Below are 24,213 nucleotides of genomic sequence, written 5' to 3' on the forward strand. Positions count from 1 at the left end.
AGATTACTTTTGAGAAGCAATCCACTTGTCAATTTTGTTTTCTAATAGCGCTAAAGGAATACATCCTGTCTCTAAAACCTGATTATGGAATTCTTTAATATCGAATTTATCGCCTAATTCCTTTTTGGCTTTTGCACGTAATTCACGGATTTTCAATTGCCCTATTTTATAAGATAACGCTTGTCCAGGATTCGCCATATAACGCTCAATTTCAGAGATAATACTAACTTCACCTTCAGCTTCGTTATCTAATGAATATTGAATTGCTTTTTCGCGACTCCAACCTTTAGCATGGATCCCTGTATCAACTACCAAACGAATAGCTCGGTGCATTTCCATACCTAACATTCCGAAGTATTGATATGGGTCTGTGTATAAACCTAATTCTTTACCTAAATTCTCAGTATATAACGCCCAACCTTCACCATAAGCGCTGTACCATAACGTTTTTCTAAAATCGGGTAAATCTTCATTTTCTTGTGTTAATGAAATTTGATAGTGATGACCAGGAATAGCTTCGTGTAAAAACAACGCTTCATCAGAAAATACATTGTATTTAGTTGCATCAGGAATAGGGGTGTAGAAAACTCCAGGACGTGTTCCATCTAATGAACCTGGATTGTATTCAGCACTTGCAGAAGCTTCTCTGAATTTTTCAGTTTGTTTTACCACAAAAGGAGTTTTTGGTTTGTTACCAAATAACTTTTCTAATTGTGGCTTCATTTTTTCGTGAATCGCATTAAAATTATCAATGATTTGTTGTGTCTCAGTATATGGCATTAACTCCTTGTTGTTACGAACAAAATCAAAGAATTCTTTTAAACTTCCTTCAAAACCTACTTGTGCTTTTACTTTTTCCATTTCTGCCAAAATTCTAGCAACTTCTTTCAGCCCTAATTCATGAATTTCATCAGCAGTCATATTGGTAGTGGTATAATTTTTAATAGCATGTTGGTAGTATGCTTTTCCATTAGGAATATCAGAAATACCACTACTTTCTCTACCAGCAGCTAAATAGTCTGAGTTTAAAAACTCATACATGGCTTTGAATGACGGAATTAATTTATCATTCAACATGTTGCTATAGGCTTCTGTCAACCTTGTTTTATCAGCATCAGAAAAATCAGCTGGTAAAGTGTTTATTGGAGAATAAAATAAATGCTCTGAAAAATCTGTAATTCCTTCAGGAGAAGTTTTTACAATTGTTAAGCTTTCAAACTGTGGAATTACTTTTTTAATCAATGATTTAGGTAACACATACCCTTCATTCATTCCTTGCTGCATACGTTCTTTAGCCGATTGTAACCAAGTATTGTATTTGTCTAATCTGCTTAACCAATTGTCGTAATCTTCAACTGTTTTAAAAGGTTGTGCGCTACTACCACTTGCTAATTGTCCCATGGTAAGGTTAATTGTCCACATTTGGTTGATTGGCATTAGTAAATCATTTTTATAGCTAGCTTGCGCCAATGCCATATCACAATCCCAATCAAGAACAGCTTTGCTCATTTGTTGACTTTCGTTTAAGTTAGCGTCTTTAAAGTTGTTAAGTTTTTCTTTATAATTTTTGAAAAACTCATTACTTTTTGCTTGATATTTATCAGACAACGTATTAGGAAATTGGTCGTTAAAACGATTATCACCTGCAAAAGTCGCACTTACAGGATTTAATTGTAGTTTACCTTCGTTGTAATCTTTTAATAACTGATTGAATTCAGTATTTTCTGGAGTAGGAATGCTTACTATTTCCTTTTTTTCTTGCTTACAAGAAACTAGGAAAGTAGCTGTAGCTACTACAGTTAAGAGGATTTTCTTCATGGTTATATTTTTGAATGTGAACAAATATACCAAAAAGAAAAAGAGAGGGTTAGATTGTTAATCGTGATTAGGTAAAATAGATTCTTTAATTATATTGGATATTTTTTCATGTCCCTCAGCGTTAGGGTGAACACCATCGTAGGTGAGTAAATTCTCTTTAGTAATATCAAATTTGCTATGTACATCAATAAGATTGATGTTTTGTTTTTGTGCTATTGATAACAATACATCGTTGTATCTTAAAATGTCTTTTAAAGACCTCTTTTTAGTATTATTATCATCTTCTATGACTGGAAGTATATTGATTAAATAAACAGTTGCCTTTTGTTTTAAGGCATAGTCAATACAGAAATTAAGGTTCTCATAGAATTTTTCTAGAGAAACAGTGTTTTTACCGTTTAACAAAGCAATATCGTTAGCACCATAAGCTATAGTAACAATATTATTTCCATCTTTTAAAAGCCTTGTATCAAACTCGTTTACAAATCGTTTAATTAGACCTTCTGTTGTCTCTCCACCAATTCCCATATTAAAAACACAAATTTCATCTTTTCTGTTTTTTAGAAAAAGTTCCATGCAGTAAGCTTTCAAACGATCTGTCCAACCACCTTTTTCAATATCATTTTCACCTCTAGTAATACTATCTCCAAAGCAAATAATATGTGTCATAGTCTTAAATTGATGTTAGTTTTTAAGAGAAACGAAGCTAATGTTTTTTGTAGATAATTGAAAAACAAAAAACCTCTCTGTTTTCACAAAGAGGTTTTTTAATTTATCTATGACGATTCGTCATTATTTAATTAATTCGTAAGAACGTTTGATAAAGTTTGTTAACTCTTCACCATGTAATAGGTTTTGAGATAGTTTAGCTAAATCAAAAGCTTGTGATACTAATTGTTTTTGCTTGTCTTCATCAGCATTTAAGATTTCCGATACTAACTCGTGGTTGGTGTTAACTACCAAGTTGTACATTTCTGGCATGTTACCCATTCCCATCATTCCACCACCAGTAGCACTCATTTCTTTCATACGACGCATAAATTCTGGTACGGTAATTAAGAAAGGAGAAGCACTAGAGTCCATAGCTTCTAATTGTACTGTATAGTTTGTATTGTTTACAGCTCCTTCAATAACTGGTTTTAATTTCTCTTTTTCTTCATCAGAAAGTTTAGAAATTACAGTGTCGTCTTTCTTAATTAAATTATCAACATGGTCAGCATCTACACGCTTAAATTGTACTTTAGCGTCACCAGACTCCATTTCTAACTTTTGCATTAAATGCGAAACGATAGGAGAATCTAATAACAATACTTCGTATCCTTTTGCTTTTGCATCTTCAATATAACTGTGTTGAGCATCTTTGTGTGCAGCGTATAAAACGATGTGATTTCCATCTTTATCAGTTTGAGCATCTTTCGTTTTTTCTACTAATTCATCAAACGTAAAGAATTTACCATCAACAGTTGGATATAAGGCAAATTTCTTCGCTTTATCAAAGAATTTTTCTTCTGATAACATTCCGTATTCAATAATAACCTTGATATCGTTCCACTTTTGCTCAAAGTCTTCACGGTTGTTTTTGAATAGAGAAGAAAGTTTATCCGCTACTTTTTTGGTGATATATCCAGAAATCTTTTTAACAGCTCCGTCCGCTTGTAAATAAGAACGAGAAACATTTAAAGGAATGTCTGGAGAATCAATAACCCCTTTTAGCATTTGTAAAAAGTCAGGAACAATTCCTTCTACATTATCTGTTACAAATACTTGGTTTTGGTATAATTGAATTTTGTCTTTTTGCATATCCAAATTCTGCGTTAACTTAGGGAAGTATAAAATTCCTGTTAAGTTGAATGGATAATCTACATTCAAATGAATATGGAATAAAGACTCCTCAAATTGCATTGGATACAACTCACGGTAGAAGTTTTTATAGTCCTCATCTTCTAAATCTGCTGGTTTTTTAGTCCATGCAGGCTCTGTATTATTAATGATGTTATCAACTTCAATTTGTTTGTGAGGTTCCGTTACTTCTTTACCATCTTCGTCTTTGGTAGTTTTAGGAGTAAAGTCAGGATCGTTTATTTTCTTAGTTCCAAACTTAATTGGCACTTGGTTAAAACGATTGTACTTAGTTAGTAACCCACGGATTTTTCCTTCTTCTAAAAACTCTGTAGAATCTTCAGCAATATGTAATACTATTTCAGTACCTCTATCAGACTTGTCGTGCTCTACTAAAGTATATTCAGGAGAACCATCACATGTCCAGTGAGCAGCTGGTTCATCTTTAAACGATTTGGTAAAGATTTCTACTTTATCAGCAACCATAAACGCTGAATAAAAACCTAATCCGAAGTGACCAATAACACCTGTTTCGTTTTTATCATCTTTATATTTTTCTAAGAATTCTTCAGCACCAGAAAAGGCAATTTGATTGATGTATTTTTCAACCTCATCTATGGTCATACCAATACCTTGGTCTTTAATAGTTAAGGTTTTTGCATCTTTATCGATACTTATTTCAATTTTGGCATCGCCTAATTCTGTTTTTGCTTCACCAATAGAAATAAGGTGCTTTAATTTAGTAGTAGCGTCAGTTCCGTTAGAAATTAACTCACGTAAGAAGATTTCGTGATCAGAATACAAGAATTTTTTAATCAGTGGAAATATATTTTCAACCGATACATTAATGTTTCCTTTACTCATAAGTATATATTTTATTTAATATTATTTTCTGCTGAATGAATAGTCAAAAAAAATACCAAATAAAAATTAGTGACAAGATGACATAAAAAACGCCTTTACTTTGAGGTAAAGGCGTTCAGCTTAATTTTTATGGGTTAGTTTGTTTTTCTGTTTTTAACATGTTTTTCTAACCATTGATCTTGTTCCCAAAGCATATGCATAATAGATTCTTTAGCTCTATAACCATGACTTTCTTTAGGAAGCATAACAAGTCTAACAGGAGCTCCAAGTCCTTTTAATGCGTTAAAATAACGCTCACTTTGTAAAGGATAAGTACCTGAGTTGTTATCTGCTTCTCCATGAATTAATAAAAGAGGTGTTTTCATTTTATCTGCATGCATGAAAGGAGACATGTTATAATATACTTCTGGAGCTTCCCAGTAATTACGCTCTTCACTTTGAAAACCAAATGGAGTTAACGTCCTATTATACGCTCCACTTCTTGCAATACCAGCCGCAAATAAGTTAGAATGTGATAATAGGTTTGCAGTCATAAAAGCACCGTAAGAATGTCCGCCAACAGCAACTTTATTACGATCTATATATCCTAATTCATCAACTGCGTCTATTGCAGCTTTAGCATTTCCTACTAGTTGTTTTATAAAAGTATCGTTAGGTTCCTCTTTTCCTTCACCAACAATAGGAAAAGAAGCATCATCTAATACTACATAACCTCTAGTTACCCAGTAAATAGGTGATCCGTACCAAGGATAGGTGAATTCATTAGAGCTAGATGTACTTTGACCAGCACTACTTTTGTCTTTAAATTCTCTTGGATAGGCCCACATAATCATAGGATACTTTTTTCCTTTTTCATAGTTACTAGGTAGGTATAAAGTACCAGATAACTCTAACCCATCCTCACGTTTGTATTTAATAACTTTTTTATAAATATTTTGAAGGCTTTTGAAAGGGTTTTCAAATGTTGTTAACGGAGTGATAGGAGTAGATTTCTTTTTGATATTTCTTACAAAATAATTTGGAAACTCACTTTTAGATTCTATACCAACTATAATTTCTCCTTTTTTCATGTCTAAAGAAGTTACTATACTCTCAACTTTATCCGTTAGTTTAGATTGGTATAATCTTGATGTCTTTTGTGTTTTTAAGTTTAACTTATCAACAAAAGGGAATTTTCCTTTTTTACTATAACCATCTCCAATTAAGAAAACATTATTATCAACTATTTCTAGTGTATATTGACCATACTCATTACGTTTTGTAACGAACGACCCTGGGTCGCTGTATCTATCTTGGTAATTTCTATCATAAATAGTAATAGGTTTTATAGAACTTTTTGAAGGATTAAAGAAATAAGATTTAGTATTTCTTGTATTCCACCAATAATCTTCTGCTATTGCAGCATTGTTATTACCCCAATTTATAGTACTAAAACGACCAATAGTTTTGATTAGTGATTTTGCCTTACCATTAAAGGGTGCTTCTAATTCAAAAACTTCATCTCTATAAGGTACTTCGTTTTCAGGGTTTCCTTCGTCTAAAGCTTCAGCCCAGAAAATGGTTGAAGGTTTATCTCTACGCCAACTTAAATTTCTTTTACCTTTTCTAACAGCCATAAAACCTTTAGGTAAATCTTCTATCAAAGGAACTTCAAGAGTTGTAGTAATTAGATTAGCATTGGTGTCATAAATATTAGTTTTGGCAGGAAACCTATAATAAGGAACTAAATACGAAAATGGCTTTTGAATAATGGTAATCATAATATAATTACCATCAGGAGAAAAAGATACATTTCTATACATATCATCTTTCATCCAAGAACTTTTATTTCCTTCAAGGTCTACTTTTTGTAGTTCAGACAAAGCTAACTGCTCAAAATTATGTTCGTCAGTTTTGTTTTTAAGAAGATCTTGATAAGTTCTGTTTTGTGCCTTTTTTCCTTTTTGATTAACAGAAATAGTTGGGCCAGAAGGAATGCTAGTTTTAGTGTCGATTAACTCTTTTCTTTCTTTAGAAATAAATTTAACTAATAAAGAGTTACTATCCTTAAACCAAGAAAAAGGTCTACCCATATTAGCATTAAGAGTAGCTGAAGTAAGTTTTTTTGCTTTTTTAGCGTTAATATCTATAATCCATAATTCTACACCAGTAGTAGTTGTATTTGTAAAAGCCATTTTTTGTTGGTCTGGTGACCAAGAAAAGTTAGCAAAGCGACCTTTAGCTGGTAATCCAGTAACAGTACTTTCAATTCCTTTTCTACCAATTCTTACTTTTATATCGTTGTAATAACTTTGTCTGCTATTAATATTGGTTTTAGGATTGATTCTTAATCCTCCCAAACGCATTTCCTTTTCTGATAAGGTTTCAATGCTTTTATAGTTGTTAGCGTATAAAAAGACAATATTTTCAGCATTATCGCTCATTCTAATTCTAGGAGTAGATGGAGCATCAGCAAGGTTTAAAATTTCTTTAGGTGGTTCTTGATATCCTATGTTTTCTTGAGAAAAACTGAAAAAGGAGATACCAAGTAATAGTAGTAAGCTAATTTTTTTCATATTAATTGTAAATGTTTAACTTCAAATATAAGTCCTTGATTTATAGATGAAAATTTGTAAATGTTAAAATAAACTTAAGGTTTATTGTAAATGGTTTTTATAAAGTTTTCAATAAAAGGTTTTTGTTCTTTAATTTTTTCAACTAGAGTAAATTGGTTACTAGCTCTATCTAAATTATGTTCAGGGTGTTTAGTCTTATAATAAACATCATTATTTAAGTAATCTGTTAAAAAGCGAAGCGCCATAATAAAAGTCATAACTTGGATACTTATAGGAAGATAGCTTGCTTCTTGCTTAGAAATATTATCAGCTAAATTTTTAAGAAAACCTTCTGTGTAATTTTTAAAATAATCAAGGTTAAAGTTTATGTTATAAACATTCGGTTCATCTTCGTTAGCAGTATTACAAATGGTTCGTAAAGCATCTCCATAATCAAAATGTATACATCCTTTCATTACAGTGTCTAAATCAATCATACAGATAGCTTTGTTGTTGGTGTCGAATAAAATATTAGAAATTTTAGTATCATTATGAGTTACTCGTAACGGAATTTCTTTTTGATTGATAGCATGTTCAAGTACCATCATTTCTTTTTTGTTGGCTAACGCGAAATCAATCCATTTTTGGGCTTGTTGTTTTCTTGTTTTTGAAGCTGAAACTAAAGCTTCTTGAAATTCTTGAAAACGGAAAGGTATTGAATGAAAGTTGGGTAATGTTTCTACCAAATCGTTTTCGTAATCAGATGTTTGTACTAAAAATTCAGCAGTAATTAAGCCTGCTTGATACGCAATATCGTTAGATTCAACTTTTAAATAGGTTTGAGAGTTTTCAATAAATTCAGACAAGTTCCAAAGATGGTTATCATCATCTATTAGGGAATAGTTACTTTCTTTGGTAGGAATAAAATGAATTGTTTGTATTCCTTTTTTGGATAAATGTTGGGTGATTTTTATTTTGTTATGAATAACATCGGTAGCTTTCTTAAAAACAGTTGTATTTATTCTTTGTAGTACATAGCTTACTTTTTCTTGAGTAAGAATTAAGAAAGTATCGTTGATATGGCCAGAATTAAATGTTTTAAAACCCTTGAAAGTGTGTTCGGTTTGAAATTGCTGAAAAATAGTGGCTATTTTTTTTTCTAATTCCATAAGCTTTCTGGGTATACACCGTCTTTTTTTAATTCAGTTATTTTTGAAATTACTGCCGCTTTATCTTTTTTATAGGTAACTCCTAACCAATTAGAGCTGGTTTCTAAAACTTTTACAGTGGCTATTTGGTTTTCTAGTAAGTAATTTACTACACTTGGCAGGTAAAACTCTTCTTTTTCTGTTCGGTAATTCTCCTTTAAAAATTGATGAAATAGTGTCTCCATTTCTTGAAAGATGGTAGGTGTAAATCCCCAAAAATTCATGGAAACTAAACTGTTTTTTTGAATTTCCTTCTCTTGGTTGTTTTCGGAATAAACGATACGGTTGTTAACTAAACTAATGTTAGTACATTCAACAACTCTTTTTAAATAATTACCTGAGTCAAGATAGCATTCTCCTCTTGAAACGGTTCCGTTTTCAGAAAGTGTATTTTGAATTTTAAACCCGACCATTGCATATTTAGTTGAAGATATAGGTGTGTTTTTTAAAAACTTAGCTATTTTAAAAAAAGCATTGGCTCCGTAAAAATCATCAGCATTGATTACGCAAAAATTATCGTTCACAACATTTTTAACAGATAAAAGTGCATGCCCTGTTCCCCAAGGTTTTATTCTGTTATTGTTTTTAAACTCTGTTGGAATATTACTTACTTCTTGACAAACAAATTCGACTTTAATTTTATTTTGAAGCTTTGGTAGGTATAAGCTTTTTATTGTTTCTAAAAAGTCTTTTCGAACCACAAAAATTACTTTTTTAAAACCATATTTAATAGCATCATATATCGAAAAATCGATAATAGCTTCTTTTTCATTACTAATAGTGTCTAATTGCTTCAATCCGCCATATCGAGTTCCCATACCAGCAGCAAGAATTACTAAAGTCATAACATTTATTTAAAAAAGCCCAATATAATTTAATCTGATTGATTATTTTGGTCGACATTAAATTTTATTTCATGAACTTAACTACGATTGATTATACTTTTATCTTTATTTTTTTCAGCATCACATTAGGAATAGGAATCTGGGTTTCGAAAAAATCAAAGCAAAGTACTTCTGAGTATTTTTTATCTGGTAGAAATATGCCTTGGTGGTTATTAGGAGTTTCTATGGTAGCCACAACTTTTTCTACAGACACACCTAACTTAGTAACAGATATAGTAAGAACCAATGGAGTTTCTGGAAACTGGGTTTGGTGGGCCTTTTTACTAACAGGAATGCTAACCGTTTTTATTTATGCGAAACTATGGAGAAAGAGTCAATCAACGACAGATTTAGAGTTTTATGAGCTTAGGTACGGAGGGAAACCAGCCAAATTTTTAAGAGGATTTCGATCATTATACCTTGGGATATTTTTTAATGTTTTAGCAATGGCTGGTGTAACCTTAGCTGCTATAAAAATAGGAGAGGTAATGTTAGGTTTAACACCGATTCAAACAATAGGGATTGCTTCTGTAGTTACTGTAATTTTTAGTGCTATTGGGGGATTTAAAGGAGTAGTGTATACCGACTTTTTATTATTTTTTGTCGCTATGATAGGAGCTGTTGGGGCTGCAGTGGTTTCTGTAAATCATCCTGAAGTAGATGGGTTAGAGAATTTGTTAACACATCCTAACGTCGTAGATAAGTTATCAATTTTGCCAGATTTCAATAATAAGGAATTGCTTATATCAATTTTTATTATTCCCTTAGCAGTGCAGTGGTGGAGTGCTTGGTACCCTGGAGCTGAACCTGGTGGGGGGGGATACATCGCTCAAAGAATGTTGGCTTCTAAAAATGAAAACCATGCTATTGGAGCAACTTTTTTCTTTAATATTTTACATTATGCTTTACGCCCGTGGCCATGGATTATTGTAGCATTGGCTTCATTAGTTGTTTTTCCTGATTTGGCTAGTATAAAAGAGGCTTTCCCTAATGTGTCAGATGATAAATTAGGACATGATTTAGCGTATCCAGCCATGTTAACATTTTTGCCTAGTGGATTAGCAGGAGTTGTACTTACATCATTAGTAGCTGCATACATGAGTACAATTTCTACTCATTTAAATTGGGGAGCTTCTTATATAGTAAATGATTTTTATAAACAAAATATAAATCCAAATGCTAGTGAGAAAAAATTAGTAAATGTAGGGAAATTAGCCACTGTTTTTTTAATGATTTTTAGCGCAATATTAGCTTTACTATTTACCAATGCGTTAGAGATTTTTAAATTTATATTAATGTTTGGTGCAGGAACTGGACTTATATTTTTATTACGTTGGTTTTGGTGGCGTATCAATGCGTGGAGTGAAATTTCGGCAATGATAGCATCAGGAATTTTTTCTTTAATATTTTATTTTAATTCTGAATATTTATTTGGAAATGAAGGAGTATTTGAAAGCTATTGGCAATTTCCATTAGTGGTGTTCTGTACTACTATTGTTTGGGTGTTGGTAACTTTATTAACGAAACCAGAAGATGATGAAGTGCTGATTAATTTTTATAAGAGAATTCAACCTAAAAAGGCAGGATGGTTGTATGTGTTAGCTAAAGCAAAAGAGAAAAATATACGAATAGATGAGCAAACAGAAACGGTTAATTTAGGAAATGGTTTACTAGCTGCTTTTACGGGTTGTATTTTAGTTTTTAGCAGTTTGTTTGCTACAGGAAATTGGATTTATGGAAACTATACAATTGCTATGGTGTTAACAGGAATTGCATTCATAACAGTATATATTCTACTTAGCCTGTGGAAGAAGATTAAAGTGAATTTTTTATAAAACAGATTAAAATAAATACTAAAAAAACACTAGCTCATTACAAGTTAGTGTTTTTTGATTATAGATTAAATGTCTCTTAACATTTCTGATTTGTTGTTGTTTTTCCAAGTTCCACCAGTAAAATCTGGAACTTTAATAGAACTACTGTTTTGTGCTACTGATAACTCTGAAAGAGGTGTAATCGCACTCCATAAAACACTATCGTACACATTAATATCCAAAGGTAATCCTTGATTTAAACATCTAATTAAGCGGTAAATCATTACAAAGTCCATTCCTCCATGACCTACTGAGTTATCCGAGATTTGTGTTTTTAGTTTGTCCCAAAGTGGATGATTATATTTTTCTCTATATTCTTTGTATTCTTCAGGCTTTAACCATTCGTGTCCCCACCAAGCTAATTCTTCATCATTAATATATAATTTAGAAGGATACCCTTCGTGTACAGCTTTTGTACCAACAACGGTATTTAAACGATCGTAAGGTCTACCTGTATGTACATCAAATTGAAGCATAATAGTTTTTCCTAATTTAGTTTTTATCATGGTGGTATTCATATCACCACACTTAATATTAGAAAACTTATTTATTCCTGCATGTTTGGCAGTGTCGCTTAAACTTTTTTCACGAGAACTCATAGATACCACATGGTCATATGTATCACCACGACCAATATCCATATACTGACTTATTGGTCCCAATCCATGTGTAGTATAAAAGTTACCATCTTTATTTAAGTGGTGTTTTATTCTCCATTGATCTTCATAGTATTTTTCATCTAATAAATGTTTGCGTAAATCATGAATATAAGCACCTTCAGCATGTGTTAAATCACCAAAGACACCTTGATTAACCATATTCAATACCCATAGTTCTTCGTTGTTATAACAACAGTTTTCTAACATCATACAATGTTTTTGAGTTCGCTCTGCTGTTTCTATCAACTTCCAACAATCTTCTAAGGTATAAGCTACTGGAACCTCGCAGGCAACATGTTTACCTTGTTCCATTCCGTATAAAGCCATTGGTGTATGCCATTCCCAAGGAGTAGCAATTATTAATAAATCAATATCATCACGTTCAACAACCTTTTTCCATTCTTCAGGATTTCCATAATACGCATCGGCTGTTTTACCATGTGTTTTTTGAAGATGTTCGTTTAGTTTGTCTGTTTTTTCTTTACGTAAATCAGAAACAGCTACAATTTCAGCGTTATCATTTTTTACCAACCAATCAAACATTTGCACTAATACTTGTCCTCGGTTTCCACAGCCAATAATTCCAACATTAACTTTGTCTATTTTTGGTACAGTTAAAGCAAAAGCACTTCCTTTTGCAGTTTTATTTAATAGAGGAATGGTTTTGTCGTTCGTCTCTTCTTTACACGAAATAGCAGTAGACAACCCAAAAAACATAGCAGCTTTGGTTGATAATGAGAGGAAATCTTTTCTGTTCATAAATAATTAGTTAATATTTGTAGTTTTATGTCTTTTTGTAAAGGTATTAATTAATTACTATTTTTACAGGCTGCAATTGACAACAACAAAATAATCAACTTTAAAAAATATGTATAATTCAAAAATTACAGGATTAGGTTATTATGTTCCTGAGAACGTAGTGACTAACGATGACTTGACTCAGTTCATGGAGACGAGTGATGAATGGATTCAAGAAAGAACTGGTATTAAAGAACGTCGTTGGATTGATCCAAAGACATCTGATGACTCTACATCAGTTATGGGTGCTAAAGCAGCTAAAATAGCTATAGAGCGTGCTGGTTTAACAAAAGATGATATAGATTTTATTGTTTTTGCTACGTTGAGTCCTGAATTATATTTCCCTGGAGGAGGAGTACAAATTCAAGACTTGTTAGATATGCCTACTATTGGAGCATTAGATGTTCGTAATCAATGTTCTGGGTTTATTTATGCAATGTCTGTTGCTGATCAGTTTATTAAAACTGGAATGTATAAGAATATCTTGGTAATTGGATCTGAAAATCATTCTGGAGGTTTAGAAAAATCTACTAGAGGTAGGGGAGTAACCGTAATTTTTGGAGATGGAGCTGGAGCAGCAGTTTTATCTCGTAGTGAAGAAGAGGGTAAAGGAATTTTATCATCTCATTTACATTCGGAAGGAAAGCACGCTAAAGAATTGGCGTTAATTGGACCTTCAACAGGAAGATGGGTTGATACTATTATTGAAGAAAACGACCCTGATGATACTTCATATTATCCATATATGAATGGACAATTTGTATTTAAACATGCAGTAGTTCGTTTTTCAGAAGCTATTATGGAAGGTTTAGAGGCTAACGGTTTGCAAAAAGAAGATATTGATATGTTAATTCCTCATCAAGCAAACTTACGTATTGCACAATTTATTCAGAAGAAATTCCAGTTGTCTGATGATAAAGTATATAATAATATTATGAAGTATGGTAATACTACTGCTGCTTCAGTTATCATAGCATTGACAGAGGCTTGGGAAAAAGGAAAAATAAACGATGGTGACTTGGTAGTATTAGCTGCTTTTGGTAGTGGATTTACTTGGGGATCGGTAGTGATTCGTTGGTAATTTTACTCTATATATAAAAACAAAAAAGCCGAAGTTAATACTTCGGCTTTTTTATTAAAACATGCCTCCTTGGGCTTCATTATTATCTCTGTATTTTCTGTTTTTACTCTTGTTTTTACCACTCCCAAAATTATAAGAGAAACCTAGGTAAATTGAGTTGTATTCTAAGATGTATTTTCCTTTTTGTGTAAATGGATTATTTGATATGTAATCAAAGTTTACATTATTAAAAATATCAGTACCCCTTAAGGTGATACTTCCTTTACCGTTTAATATCTTTAATCTAGCTGCAGCATTAATCATTGTATATGGTTGTACTATGTATTGAATGTTTTCACTCTTACCTCTAAAAATACCTGATAATTGGAAACTCAGTTTTTTTGAAGCTTTAAAAGAGTTACTTATACGTCCTTTTACTAAGGTGTTTTTTACCGTTTCAAAGTTACCGTTTAAAACACCTTGAGAGTCTTGTATATATGTTTCGAAAGAAGGGTTTAACGTCCACCATTTGGTTGGTTTAAGACTAGCAGAAAGTTCAATACCATAACTATCGGCATAATCGTAATTGGTAAATGAAGTAATGATTCTGTCTGAATTTTGTTCATCTTGCTGTAATAATCGGCCAATTTTATCATTTGTTCTTCGATAAAATGTTCCGAACGATATATAGCCTTTAGTGATTGTTTTAGTATAATTAAGCTCTAGAGAGTTAGTAAATTGTGGTTGTAGATTAATGTTTCCTCTTGATATAGTTAGAGGCGAAAACCATTCTTGAATAGGAGTTATTTGATAAGCAGAAGGTCTGTCAATTCTTCTACTATAAGCAAATTGTAACTTGTCTTTTTCAGTAAAGCTGTATAGAACTGATGCTGAAGGATACCAACTAAAAATATTATTTCTTAAAATGGTGTTTCCTTGTTCAGTATTCGAAAAAAGAGCATCTAAATTAAATTGTTCTAATCTTATACCTGCTTGAATTGAAATTTTTTTGAACTCCTTGTTAAAATTTAGATATCCTGAATAAATATTTTTGTCATAACTTAACGTTGTATTTCCTACAGGTTCAAGAGCAGCCGAATTATTTATGTGTTCTCTATCAGTAAGTATTAAATTATAAAAATCTTGTTTTCTAAATTCAAATCCTAATTCTAATTTTCCAGATTTTATAGGTTTTACATAATCAACATTCAATAACCAAAGTTTTCGTGTGTCTTTTATATTGTTTGTGTAATTGTATTCTTTTGAACTAGGATTGATAAGTTCTTTATTAATAGTTTTTTCAGGATTTCTTGTAAGAGAATGGTTGAGCTCAATTTCTAAGTTCTGACCTTTATCATCAAAATTATAGACATAATCAATATTGTAAGTTTCGTTTTTTTGATTGTAATTAGAAATACTTTTGTTGTTGAAAACTAAAGAGTTGTTTTCATGGACAAGGGTATTTGTGGACAAGCTATTGTTGTCAAAATTTAGAGAAGTATACATAGACAGTATACTTTTAGCAGTAATATCTATGTCTAAACCAAACTTAATATTATGATTTTTTGAGTTGTTAAAAAAGTCAAAATCTTGAGTTAAGTTAATGTCGGTTCTTTCAAAATCATTAAATGTTTCATAGTCTCCCCAGCTCGTATTATAATTTAGATAAAAATTAGTAATTCCTGTTTTATAGTTTGTGTTTAAGGAAAGTTCGGGTCTTAAATTTCTACTTTGTTTAATACCAGCAGACAAACTTCCATTAAAACCAATTTTGGTATTCTTTTTAAGAATTAAATTGATAATACCACTCATGCCTTCAGGTGTATGCTTTGCTGAAGGGTTTGTAATTATTTCAACACTTTTTACAGAGTTAGATGGTATTTGTTTTAATAATTGAGCTGTATTTATGTTGGAAGGTTTTCCGTTTACCAAAACTCTAACGTTTTCATTTCCTCGTAAACTTATAGTACCCGAAAGCTGATTAACATCTACTGAAGGAATATTTTCAAGCATTTCTAAAGAGGTAGCTCCCGCAGCAGTTAAATCATTACCTACATTAATAATTTTTCTATCAATTTTTTGAACAATAGTTGAAGTTTCTCCTTGTATTTCAACTTCATCTAATTGAGTAGTATTTTCTTCAAGAAAGATAGTTCCTATTTTACTGTTTTTGTTGAGATCAATTTTTTTTTCGAGCGGTTTGTAACCAATAAATTGAAAAGACAAGAGTAAACTTTCTTTAGGAAGTTTTTCAATTTTAAAATTACCTTTTTCATCAGAAACACCCCCTGTTATTATTTCGTTAGAAGTGTTTTTACAAGTAATAGTAACGAATGGTATTGGTTGATTGTTTTTTTTGTTTAAAATGGTTCCTGTTAGCTGTGAATTTTGAGCTAAACACAAATAAGTGCTTAGGAATGAAATTAGTATAAGCAATTTTTTCATATGTTGAAGGGAATGAAATTGCGCTAAAAATAAAAAAAAACGAAGTAAAATACTTCGTTTTTTTTAAATAATTTAAGAAGGTTAATGTTACATGAAGCCTCCTCCTCCTTGGTTTTCGTTATTATCGCGTTGTTTTCTTGCGCGAGCTTTGTTTTTTCCTCCACCAAACCTGTAGTTGAATCCAATATAAGCAGTTCTACTTTCCCATTTAAAACGTCCGTTTTGAACAAAAGGTCTTTCAGAGTTAAACTTAAATCTCATGTCATTAAAAATGTCATTAACTCTAAGATTAATATTTCCTTTTCCTTTAAGAATGGTATAGTTAGCTCCGATGTTAACCATTTTCATAGGGTCTACGTCCCATTGAATGTCTTCTCTTGGTCCTCTATACATTGCAAATAATTGTAAACGTAATTTTTTAGATACTGTAAAGCTATTGCTTATACGTGCGTTAAAAATGTCTGTTTTAACTTCAATAGTAGAAGCGTTAGGGTCGCTAAAATCAGTGGTTCCAAATTGTTTTTGAGAATAGTAGTCCATACTAGCGTTAGCTCTCCACCATTTAGCTATTTTATAGTTTACAGAGAACTCTAAACCATAAGCATCTGTGTCATCGAAATTAGCAAAAGTTAATATTTGTTTAGTGTTGGTTTCATCTAAAGAATCCATGTAAGTAGCTCTATTGATTACATCAGTAATATTTCTGTAAAAACTACCTAATGTTATAGATCCTCCTTTTACTTTTCGAGTATAGTTGAATTCAACAGAGTTCGTAAACTGAGGAACAAGCTCGGGGTTACCAACTGATGTGATTAAAGGAGTACTCCATTCTCTAATAGGGTTAACTTGTTGTATTCCTGGTCTGTCTACCCTTTTGCTATAGCTTAATTGAAATTGATCTGCCTCATTAGGATTATAAGTGAAAAAAGCTGAAGGATATACACTAAAAATGTTATCAGTAACTTTATCGTTTTTCACATCACCATTTACGTCTAGTCCTGTAAAGTTACCTTCAATTTCATATTGCTCAAGACGAGCTCCTAATTGCATAGATAGTTTACCAAACTGGTGGCCATAGTTTACATAAGCTGAATAGATATCTCTGTCATAGCTAAAATAAGAGTCTCCTACATCTCTAAATGTTTTATTACCATTAATATCTTCTAATACAATTTGTTGGTTTGTAAGATTAATGTTGTCTGTACTGTTTACTCGATACTCTAAACCTAATTCAAGTTTGCCGTTTTTAGAGATAGGGTTTGTATAATCTAAATTTAATAATGTACTTTTTCTATCATTATTAATATCATTGAAGTAATCAGGCTGAGTACCTTCTAAGAAATAGTTATTTAAATAGTTTGGCGCATCGTTTATAGAATAGTTAGCTTCAAACTCAATAGAGTGACCTTCTTTAGCAAAATCGTGTTTATAATTTACATTGTAAGCTTGATTATGACTTTCATTGTTTTGGGTGTTAGGAGAGTACTCTATTAAATCACCATTATTATCTGTAATTATAGCGCGTCCTTTAGCAAAAACATTAAACCAGTTTTGGGTTGTATAAAGCGAAAGGGTGTTTTTATCATCTAAATAGATGTCTGCTCCAATTTTAAATAAGTGTGACTCATCATCATTCTGAAAAACAAAGTCTTGATAGTTTTCACCAGGTCTATTAATGTATCCATAATTATAATTATCACCTCCTCTAAAGCCATAGTTTCCAAAGAAGTTTACTTTTCCTGTTTTATAATTCATGTTAGTAGAAGCATTGTAACGTACAAAATGACCAGCTTCAACCCCTGTGTTTACAGAACCATTGAATCCCATGTTGGCATTTTTATTAAGAATGATATTAATAATACCACTCATTCCTTCAGGGTTGTATTTAGCAGAAGGGTTCGTAATTAACTCAACACTTTTAATAGATGAAGAAGGAATTTGTTTTAATAATTCAGAAGCAGGAATGTTTGTAGGTTTTCCGTCTACCAGTACACGTACGTTTTCATTACCACGTAAGCTAATATTTCCTGATTGACTATCAACACTTACTGATTGTACGTTGTTTAATAACTCTGAAGCCGTAGCTCCTGCAGAGGTTAAATCCTTACCAACATTAATTACTTTCCTGTCTACTTTTTGAGTTACCGAAGAAGTTTCTGCTCTTACTTCTACTTCATCTAAAGTAGTGCTATCTTCTTCTAAAGAAATGGTTCCTAAGTCTACTTTATTCGATTTATTACTAACTGAAATAGGTTTTGAGAAAGTTTTATACCCTATAAATTGAACTTCAACAAAATTATTCCCTTCAGGTATGTTTTTTACTGAAAAAAGCCCAGCATCATCAGTAATACCACCAGTAATAATTTTTTTGGCAGCATCTTTGATTATAATATTAACATAAGGTAGTGGTTGTTTGGTTGTTTGGTCAATTACTTTACCAGAGACGATTCCCGGTTTCGGAAGATTACTCTTGGGCATTTGAGCAAATACACTTGTGCTAAACACAGTTAAGAGTATGATGAATATGTTTTTCATTTGGTTGTTTTTTAGATTTAGGTTGTTTTGATGCTTAATAGACTACCTATAGAGTATTTTTGTTACTTTAGTTAACGTTGTTTAACGTAATATTAACATAAGATGAAAAAACGGACTTTGGTTCTCGGAGCCTCTTTAAACCCTACGAGATATTCCAATATCGCTATTAAAAGATTGAGAAGTAATGGCATAGAAACTTTGGCATTAGGTGCTCGGGAAGGTAGAGTAGGTAATGTTACTATAGAAGTAGAAAAGAAACTTTTTTCTGATATAGATACGGTAACTTTGTATTTGAATCCAGAACGTCAGAAAGAGTATTATGATTACATAGTAAGCTTACAACCACAAAGGGTTATTTTTAACCCAGGAACGGAAAATGTTGAGCTTATTAAAAAATTAGAAAATCATGGAATTAAAGCTGAAATAGCTTGTACTTTAGTTCTCTTATCAACAAGGCAGTATTAATTTAAAATTTCGATAGGAAAATCGTCTGTACTGTATAATTTCCCTGCTTCGGCTAGTTCTACATTTTTAAAGATAGTTTGAGCTTCAGCTTTAAAATCTTCCAAATTATTATACCTGCTAGAATAATGACCTATAACTAATTTTTTAGCATTTGCTTGATTAGCAATAGAAGCAGCTTGTTCGGCTGTAGAATGTTTTGTTTTCTCACACAAATCTTCTCTATCTTTTAAAAAAGTAGCTTCATGGTAGAGTAAATCAACATCTTTAATGATAGAAACAATACCTGGTTTGTATGCTGTATCACTACAAAAAGCATAGCTTAATGGTTTAGGAGGATCAATAGTAAGTTCTTCGTTGGGAACAACCTCTCCTGTAGAAAGAATAAAATCTTTACCCGCTTTTATGTTATGAAAATCACAAGTTTCAATCTCTTCATATTGCTGAATATTTTCAATATGTAACTTTCTAGGTTTTGGTTTTTCCGTGAACAAAAAACCGTTGGTATATATTCTATGATCTAAAGGAATAGTTCTTACAGAAATCTTATCATCTTCAAAGATAAGCTCACTTTCTTTAGAGTCTAATTCGTGAAAAATAATAGGATACTTGGTCCACGATTTAGAAACTTTTAATTGAAGTATTGTAACTTCTTTAATTCCTTTAGGACCATAAATATGCAGTTCTCTTTCACGGTTTAAAATACCAAAAGTTGAAATTAAACCAACTAAACCAAAGAAATGATCACCATGTAAATGAGAAATGAAAATATGGTTGATTTTAGAAAAACCAACCTTATATTTACGCATTTGTCGTTGAGTACCCTCACCACAATCAATTAAAAAATGTCGATTATTAATCTCTAAATATTGGGCAGTAGGGTAGGCATTAACTCTTGGGGTTGCAGAATGACAACCTAAAATAGTCAAGTGTAAACTCATTCATTTATTTTATTACAAAGCGTTTAGAAATAATTTCTTTATTGCTTTGTATTGCGTAAATGTACATTCCAGATTTTAAATCGTTACGTTGAAACGGAAAAGAATTACGTCCTTTAACAACTTTTAATTCTTTGTTATAAACTGTTTTGCCTAACACATTTCTAACAGTTAAAATAACTGTTTGATCGTTTTTAGCGTCAAAATAAATAGTAGTACTGTTTGTAAAAGGGTTAGGGGATGCAACCAACTTCTCGATTGATTTTTCTTGAGAAAAACCAACGGAAATAGCTAAGAAAAAAGTTAAAAATAGTATTTTTTTTACCATAGATTATCATTTAGGGGGAATGAATAATTACTAAAAAATAAGGTTAAAAACCTAAATCGCGTTGAATATCTTCCATCTCTATAACATCTTCTGCTTCTATCAAAGTAGGAACGATGTTAAAAGTTTCAGGAAATTCATCAATGTCTACATCTTTAGATACAACTACAAAAGACATGCCATTGTTTTGATGTTCATGAGCGTATTTCAAAAATAGCAAAATATTTTTGTTAGAGGCATTAAATTGCTCTGAAATTACAAGAATCAGGTTTTTTCCTGTAAGAGTAACATATTCTTTTTCAAAACTTTCTAAGAATTTTGAAAAGGAATTTTCATCAGAGGTTATTAATGTATAAGCTGTTTTATGTTCTGTTTTCATAGTTACCTTTTTATTTGTTGCGCTAACAAATAAATTACTGCCATACGTACAGCAACTCCATTTTCTACCTGATTTAAGATAATAGATTGGTTACTGTCAGCAACATCACTTGTTAATTCTACACCACGGTTTATCGGCCCAGGGTGCATAATAACAATCTTTTTATCAAGGTTGTCTAAAATTTCTTTATTTATACCAAAAAGCTGTGTGTATTCTCTTGTTGAAGGAAAATATTTAATATCCATACGTTCGTGTTGTACACGTAACACATTGGCTACATCACACCACTCTAAAGCTTTTTTAAGATTGGTTTCTACTTCAACTCCTAGGCTAGAAATATAACGCGGAATTAAAGTGGTAGGTCCACAAACTTTTACCTTAGCTCCTTGTAGTTGTAAAGCAAAAATATTTGACAAGGCTACACGTGAGTGCAATACATCACCAACAATCAAGATTTTCTTTCCTTTTAAATCGCTATTTAAAGCTTCACGCATTGAAAAACTATCTAACAGAGCTTGTGTTGGATGTTCGTGTGTACCATCACCAGCATTTATAATTTTTGCATCTACATGTTTTGATAAGAAAATTCCTGCTCCTACATTGGAGTGGCGCATAACAACAATATCAACTTTCATTGATAAAATGTTATTAACGGTGTCAATTAGTGTTTCTCCTTTTTTTACGGATGATTGTCCTGCTGAGAAATTAATAACATCAGCTGATAAACGTTTTTCTGCTAATTCAAAAGAAAGTTTTGTACGGGTACTATTTTCAAAAAATAAGTTGGCAATAGTAATATCACGTAATGAAGGAACCTTTTTTATAGGTCTGTTAATGACTTCTTTAAAATGAGCAGCGGTTTCAAAAATAAGCTCAAGGTCATTTTTGTTAAGGTATTTAATTCCTAATAAATGTTCAACGCTTAACTGCTTCATTTTAGTTTGTTTTTTTAATCATAACTAATCAAGCTTTGAGGGCTTGGGTTCAAGGTAAATTGTGTCTTCTTTATGAGTTTCTTGCCAACAAACAACTACTTTTTCTTCGTTGATGGCATCTACTTGTCTTCCTCGGTAATTAGGTTGAATTGGTAAATGACGGCTAAAACGACGGTCAATTAATACTAACAACTCAATGTTATCAGGTCTTCCGTACGATTGTAATGCCGTTAAAGCACTTCGAACGCTTCTTCCTGAGTATAATACATCATCAATAATTACCACTTTTTTATCTTCAATTAAAAAGTCAATTTGGGTTGAAGTGGCTTCTAGTGGTTCTTGTCTTCTGCGAAAATCATCACGATAAAAAGTAATGTCTAAAAAACCTAATTGTAAGTCCTTTATGTTGTACTCATCTCTTAGTAATTTAGCTAATCGATTAGCTAAATAAGTACCTCTAGGTTGTAATCCTATTAATACGGTATTAGAAAAATCGTTGTGATTCTCGATTAACTGACAGGCTAATCGATGCAGAATGATTTCAATTTCTTTCGAAGTAAGTAGTGTTTTTCTGCTCATTTGTTGCTACCAAATTGGTTTGATAGTTCAACGTTCAAAATTACGGCAAAAAATAAAGTTGACAAAATTAAACTTAATGAAACGTAAAACTTGGTCTATAAAATTATCTTTACATTTGCCCACTTTTACAAAAGACTCTTAGAAATTATGATGAAATACATTAAAAGTAAGAAGATTAACATAAAAGATGATTCGTTAGCAGGTATTACAGTATCGTTAGCAATGATACCAGAAGTAGTAGCTTTCGCTTTTGTAGCTCAAATAAGTCCTATTGTTGCGTTATTTGGAGCGTTTGTTATAGGAATCATTTCTGCGATTTTTGGAGGTAGACCAGGATTAATTTCTGGTGCAGCAGGAGCTGTAGCTGTAATTTTTGTTACTATGATTCAAGAAGGACATGCAAAAGGATTGCTATTTGATACACCTGTAGAAAATATGGGGTATTTCTACTTATTAGCAGCAGTAGTTTTAATGGGGATTATTCAGGTTTTAGCAGGAGTGTTTAAACTTGGAAAATTAGTTAGGCTAATTCCACATCCAGTAATGATGGGATTCGTAAACGGTTTAGCAGTAGTTATTTTTATTGCGCAACTAGGAATGTTTAAAGAAAATAAGAAAGATGTTTTTGGACAAAACATGCGTAAAACCGAATCGAAAGAACTAGTTTATAAAATAGCAGATAATGAAGTACAAGACCTAGTATCAAATGCTGCATTATTTTCAATCAAAGGGAATTCAATTATCAACAATCAAACAAACCAAGAAGTTTTTGTAAAATCAGACACACAAGTTTTTGATGCTAAAACAAAAAAGGTTGTTTTTAATATAGAAAATGACGGATTTTATTCAGTAAAAGATAGCGGAGTTGTAAAATCTACTTTACAAGGAACTAAGTTATACACTATGGTGGGGTTAGTGTTGTTAACGATGTTAATTATATGGTTACTACCTAAATTAACAACAAAAGTACCAGCAGCTTTAACAGCTATTTTAATTGTAACATTTGTGTCTATTATTGGAGGATTAGAGTCTATCAATGTTGGAGATTTTATTAGAGATGGTGGAGGAGTAGGTTTAAATGGTTTTGATGAGATTTCTAAAAAAATGAATTTAGCAGAACTTTGGAGCAATTTACCATTCAACTTAGATACGTTGAAGTTTATAGCGCCATATGCCTTTTTAGCTGCTTCAGTTGGATTAATTGAAACATTAATGACGATGAATTTAGTGGATGAGTTAACAGATTCAAGAGGTGATGGTAATAAAGAATGTATAGCACAAGGAGCAGGGAATATGTTAAGTGGTTTGTTTGGAGGAACTGGTGGTTGTGGTATGATTGGTCAAACAGTAATTAACATTAACGCAGGTGGTAGAGGACGTTTATCAGGAGTTATGATGGCGGTTACTTTATTAATTTTTATCCTTTTTGCAGATAAATATATTGAACAAGTACCTATTGCAGCTTTAGTAGGAGTAATGTTTATGATGGTAATTGACACATTTGCATGGTCGAGCTTCAGAATTATGAACAAGATACCAAAATCAGATGCTATTGTATTAATTATAGTATCAGCGGTAACCGTGATTTTTGATTTAGCAATTGCTGTATTTGTCGGAGTAATTATTTCAGCATTAGTTTTTGCTTGGGAAAATGCTAAAAAAATTAGAGCGAGAAAACGTTTTAAACAAGATGGAACCAAAATTTACGAAATTTGGGGGCCTTTATTCTTCGGAAGTATTACTGCTTTTAACGAAAAGTTTGATATTAAGAATGATCCAGATAATGTGGAGATTGACTTTGTAGAGTCGCGTATTTCTGATCATTCAGCTATAGAAGCTATTTTTATATTAGTAGAAAAATATCAAAAGGCAGGGAAAAAGGTAACTTTAAAACATTTAAGTGAAGATTGTAAGGTATTGCTTTATAAAGCAAGCCCGATTTTTGCAGATGTTATTGAAGAGGCGGTAGATGATCCTCGTTATCATTTAGCAGCAAATCCAGAAGATTTTCCAAAGCCATTATCAGAATATAGTTTTTAATCGCTGAGCGATTAAAAATAAAAAATCCCGCTAATAG

18 protein-coding genes are annotated in these 24,213 nt (G+C 31.8%); 4 read left to right on the forward strand and 14 right to left on the reverse strand.

Annotation, left to right across the window (positions count from 1 at the left end; translation table 11 throughout):
- Positions 1–3 precede the first annotated feature (3 nt).
- The 6 genes from N534_RS0102570 to N534_RS0102595 form a co-directional block, all read right to left on the reverse strand.
- Complete coding sequence (locus tag N534_RS0102570; RefSeq protein ID WP_028890980.1) at positions 4–1,818, reverse strand: DUF885 family protein; 1,815 nt, start codon at positions 1,816–1,818, stop codon at positions 4–6.
- 57 nt (positions 1,819–1,875) lie between these two features.
- On the reverse strand, positions 1,876–2,487 hold the full coding sequence (locus N534_RS0102575; RefSeq protein ID WP_028890981.1) for a GDSL-type esterase/lipase family protein: 612 nt from the start codon (positions 2,485–2,487) through the stop codon (positions 1,876–1,878).
- 123 nt (positions 2,488–2,610) lie between these two features.
- The gene (gene htpG / locus N534_RS0102580; protein WP_028890982.1) at positions 2,611–4,521 is read right to left on the reverse strand and encodes a molecular chaperone HtpG; all 1,911 of its coding nucleotides are present in this window, start codon (positions 4,519–4,521) and stop codon (positions 2,611–2,613) included.
- Between the two features lie 134 nt (positions 4,522–4,655).
- The gene (locus tag N534_RS0102585; RefSeq protein ID WP_028890983.1) at positions 4,656–7,076 is read right to left on the reverse strand and encodes a S9 family peptidase; all 2,421 of its coding nucleotides are present in this window, start codon (positions 7,074–7,076) and stop codon (positions 4,656–4,658) included.
- Between the two features lie 74 nt (positions 7,077–7,150).
- Positions 7,151–8,224, reverse strand: a complete 1,074-nt coding sequence (locus tag N534_RS0102590) for a phosphotransferase enzyme family protein (RefSeq protein WP_028890984.1) — start codon at positions 8,222–8,224, stop codon at positions 7,151–7,153.
- Positions 8,215–9,108 carry a sugar phosphate nucleotidyltransferase gene (locus N534_RS0102595; RefSeq protein WP_038005233.1) on the reverse strand — a complete coding sequence of 298 codons (894 nt, stop codon included), beginning with the start codon at positions 9,106–9,108 and terminating at the stop codon, positions 8,215–8,217. The genes N534_RS0102590 and N534_RS0102595 overlap by 10 nt, the downstream gene beginning before the upstream one ends.
- A gap of 71 nt (positions 9,109–9,179) precedes the next feature.
- Here N534_RS0102595 and N534_RS0102600 point away from each other — a divergent pair, with 71 nt between their 5' ends.
- The gene (locus N534_RS0102600) at positions 9,180–10,982 is read left to right on the forward strand and encodes a sodium:solute symporter family protein (RefSeq protein WP_028890986.1); all 1,803 of its coding nucleotides are present in this window, start codon (positions 9,180–9,182) and stop codon (positions 10,980–10,982) included.
- Positions 10,983–11,047: 65 nt separating this feature from the next.
- On the opposite strand, the gene N534_RS0102605 is transcribed toward N534_RS0102600, so the two are convergent.
- Positions 11,048–12,439 (reverse strand): Gfo/Idh/MocA family protein, encoded by a 1,392-nt coding sequence (locus tag N534_RS0102605; RefSeq protein WP_028890987.1) that lies wholly within the window; start codon positions 12,437–12,439, stop codon positions 11,048–11,050.
- A 109-nt stretch (positions 12,440–12,548) separates the two neighbouring features.
- Here N534_RS0102605 and N534_RS0102610 point away from each other — a divergent pair, with 109 nt between their 5' ends.
- Positions 12,549–13,559: a 3-oxoacyl-ACP synthase III family protein gene (locus tag N534_RS0102610; RefSeq protein WP_028890988.1), complete on the forward strand. Its 1,011-nt coding sequence runs from the start codon at positions 12,549–12,551 to the stop codon at positions 13,557–13,559.
- 54 nt (positions 13,560–13,613) lie between these two features.
- On the opposite strand, the gene N534_RS0102615 is transcribed toward N534_RS0102610, so the two are convergent.
- Together N534_RS0102615 and N534_RS0102620 are read right to left on the reverse strand one after the other, a co-directional pair.
- The gene (locus tag N534_RS0102615; protein WP_028890989.1) at positions 13,614–15,983 is read right to left on the reverse strand and encodes an outer membrane beta-barrel family protein; all 2,370 of its coding nucleotides are present in this window, start codon (positions 15,981–15,983) and stop codon (positions 13,614–13,616) included.
- An 87-nt stretch (positions 15,984–16,070) separates the two neighbouring features.
- Entirely contained in the window at positions 16,071–18,518 is a 2,448-nt protein-coding gene (locus N534_RS0102620; protein ID WP_028890990.1) for a TonB-dependent receptor domain-containing protein, read from the reverse strand.
- A gap of 102 nt (positions 18,519–18,620) precedes the next feature.
- Between N534_RS0102620 and N534_RS0102625 the strand changes: the two genes are divergently transcribed.
- Positions 18,621–18,983, forward strand: coding sequence for a CoA-binding protein (locus N534_RS0102625; RefSeq protein WP_028890991.1), 363 nt, complete (start codon positions 18,621–18,623; stop codon positions 18,981–18,983).
- Here N534_RS0102625 and N534_RS0102630 read toward each other — a convergent pair.
- The 5 genes from N534_RS0102630 to pyrR are packed head-to-tail and all read right to left on the reverse strand — an operon-like array spanning position 18,980 to position 22,136.
- Positions 18,980–19,921: a ribonuclease Z gene (locus N534_RS0102630; RefSeq protein WP_028890992.1), complete on the reverse strand. Its 942-nt coding sequence runs from the start codon at positions 19,919–19,921 to the stop codon at positions 18,980–18,982. The two genes, N534_RS0102625 and N534_RS0102630, sit on opposite strands and share 4 nt — an antisense overlap.
- 4 nt (positions 19,922–19,925) lie before the next feature.
- Positions 19,926–20,246 carry a T9SS type A sorting domain-containing protein gene (locus N534_RS0102635; RefSeq protein ID WP_028890993.1) on the reverse strand — a complete coding sequence of 107 codons (321 nt, stop codon included), beginning with the start codon at positions 20,244–20,246 and terminating at the stop codon, positions 19,926–19,928.
- 43 nt (positions 20,247–20,289) lie between these two features.
- On the reverse strand, positions 20,290–20,622 hold the full coding sequence (locus tag N534_RS0102640) for a hypothetical protein (protein WP_028890994.1): 333 nt from the start codon (positions 20,620–20,622) through the stop codon (positions 20,290–20,292).
- A 2-nt stretch (positions 20,623–20,624) separates the two neighbouring features.
- Positions 20,625–21,557 (reverse strand): aspartate carbamoyltransferase catalytic subunit, encoded by a 933-nt coding sequence (locus N534_RS0102645; protein WP_028890995.1) that lies wholly within the window; start codon positions 21,555–21,557, stop codon positions 20,625–20,627.
- A 24-nt stretch (positions 21,558–21,581) separates the two neighbouring features.
- Positions 21,582–22,136, reverse strand: coding sequence for a bifunctional pyr operon transcriptional regulator/uracil phosphoribosyltransferase PyrR (gene pyrR / locus N534_RS0102650; protein WP_028890996.1), 555 nt, complete (start codon positions 22,134–22,136; stop codon positions 21,582–21,584).
- Positions 22,137–22,283: 147 nt separating this feature from the next.
- Here pyrR and N534_RS0102655 point away from each other — a divergent pair, with 147 nt between their 5' ends.
- Positions 22,284–24,176 (forward strand): SulP family inorganic anion transporter, encoded by a 1,893-nt coding sequence (locus N534_RS0102655; protein ID WP_028890997.1) that lies wholly within the window; start codon positions 22,284–22,286, stop codon positions 24,174–24,176.
- The last annotated feature ends 37 nt before the right edge of the window (positions 24,177–24,213 follow it).

Source organism: Tenacibaculum sp. 47A_GOM-205m (assembly GCF_000518405.1).
GTDB classification, from domain to species: domain Bacteria; phylum Bacteroidota; class Bacteroidia; order Flavobacteriales; family Flavobacteriaceae; genus Polaribacter; species Polaribacter lutimaris.

Excerpts from the sequence above, each read along its gene's own strand:
- N534_RS0102570 (WP_028890980.1), bottom strand. The coding sequence starts at position 1,818 with ATGAAGAAAATCCTCTTAACTGTAGTAGCTACAGCTACTTTCCTAGTT.
- N534_RS0102575 (WP_028890981.1), bottom strand. The coding sequence starts at position 2,487 with ATGACACATATTATTTGCTTTGGAGATAGTATTACTAGAGGTGAAAAT.
- htpG (WP_028890982.1), bottom strand. The coding sequence starts at position 4,521 with ATGAGTAAAGGAAACATTAATGTATCGGTTGAAAATATATTTCCACTG.
- N534_RS0102585 (WP_028890983.1), bottom strand. The coding sequence starts at position 7,076 with ATGAAAAAAATTAGCTTACTACTATTACTTGGTATCTCCTTTTTCAGT.
- N534_RS0102590 (WP_028890984.1), bottom strand. The coding sequence starts at position 8,224 with ATGGAATTAGAAAAAAAAATAGCCACTATTTTTCAGCAATTTCAAACC.
- N534_RS0102595 (WP_038005233.1), bottom strand. The coding sequence starts at position 9,108 with ATGACTTTAGTAATTCTTGCTGCTGGTATGGGAACTCGATATGGCGGA.
- N534_RS0102600 (WP_028890986.1), top strand. The coding sequence starts at position 9,180 with ATGAACTTAACTACGATTGATTATACTTTTATCTTTATTTTTTTCAGC.
- N534_RS0102605 (WP_028890987.1), bottom strand. The coding sequence starts at position 12,439 with ATGAACAGAAAAGATTTCCTCTCATTATCAACCAAAGCTGCTATGTTT.
- N534_RS0102610 (WP_028890988.1), top strand. The coding sequence starts at position 12,549 with ATGTATAATTCAAAAATTACAGGATTAGGTTATTATGTTCCTGAGAAC.
- N534_RS0102615 (WP_028890989.1), bottom strand. The coding sequence starts at position 15,983 with ATGAAAAAATTGCTTATACTAATTTCATTCCTAAGCACTTATTTGTGT.
- N534_RS0102620 (WP_028890990.1), bottom strand. The coding sequence starts at position 18,518 with ATGAAAAACATATTCATCATACTCTTAACTGTGTTTAGCACAAGTGTA.
- N534_RS0102625 (WP_028890991.1), top strand. The coding sequence starts at position 18,621 with ATGAAAAAACGGACTTTGGTTCTCGGAGCCTCTTTAAACCCTACGAGA.
- N534_RS0102630 (WP_028890992.1), bottom strand. The coding sequence starts at position 19,921 with ATGAGTTTACACTTGACTATTTTAGGTTGTCATTCTGCAACCCCAAGA.
- N534_RS0102635 (WP_028890993.1), bottom strand. The coding sequence starts at position 20,246 with ATGGTAAAAAAAATACTATTTTTAACTTTTTTCTTAGCTATTTCCGTT.
- N534_RS0102640 (WP_028890994.1), bottom strand. The coding sequence starts at position 20,622 with ATGAAAACAGAACATAAAACAGCTTATACATTAATAACCTCTGATGAA.
- N534_RS0102645 (WP_028890995.1), bottom strand. The coding sequence starts at position 21,557 with ATGAAGCAGTTAAGCGTTGAACATTTATTAGGAATTAAATACCTTAAC.
- pyrR (WP_028890996.1), bottom strand. The coding sequence starts at position 22,136 with ATGAGCAGAAAAACACTACTTACTTCGAAAGAAATTGAAATCATTCTG.
- N534_RS0102655 (WP_028890997.1), top strand. The coding sequence starts at position 22,284 with ATGATGAAATACATTAAAAGTAAGAAGATTAACATAAAAGATGATTCG.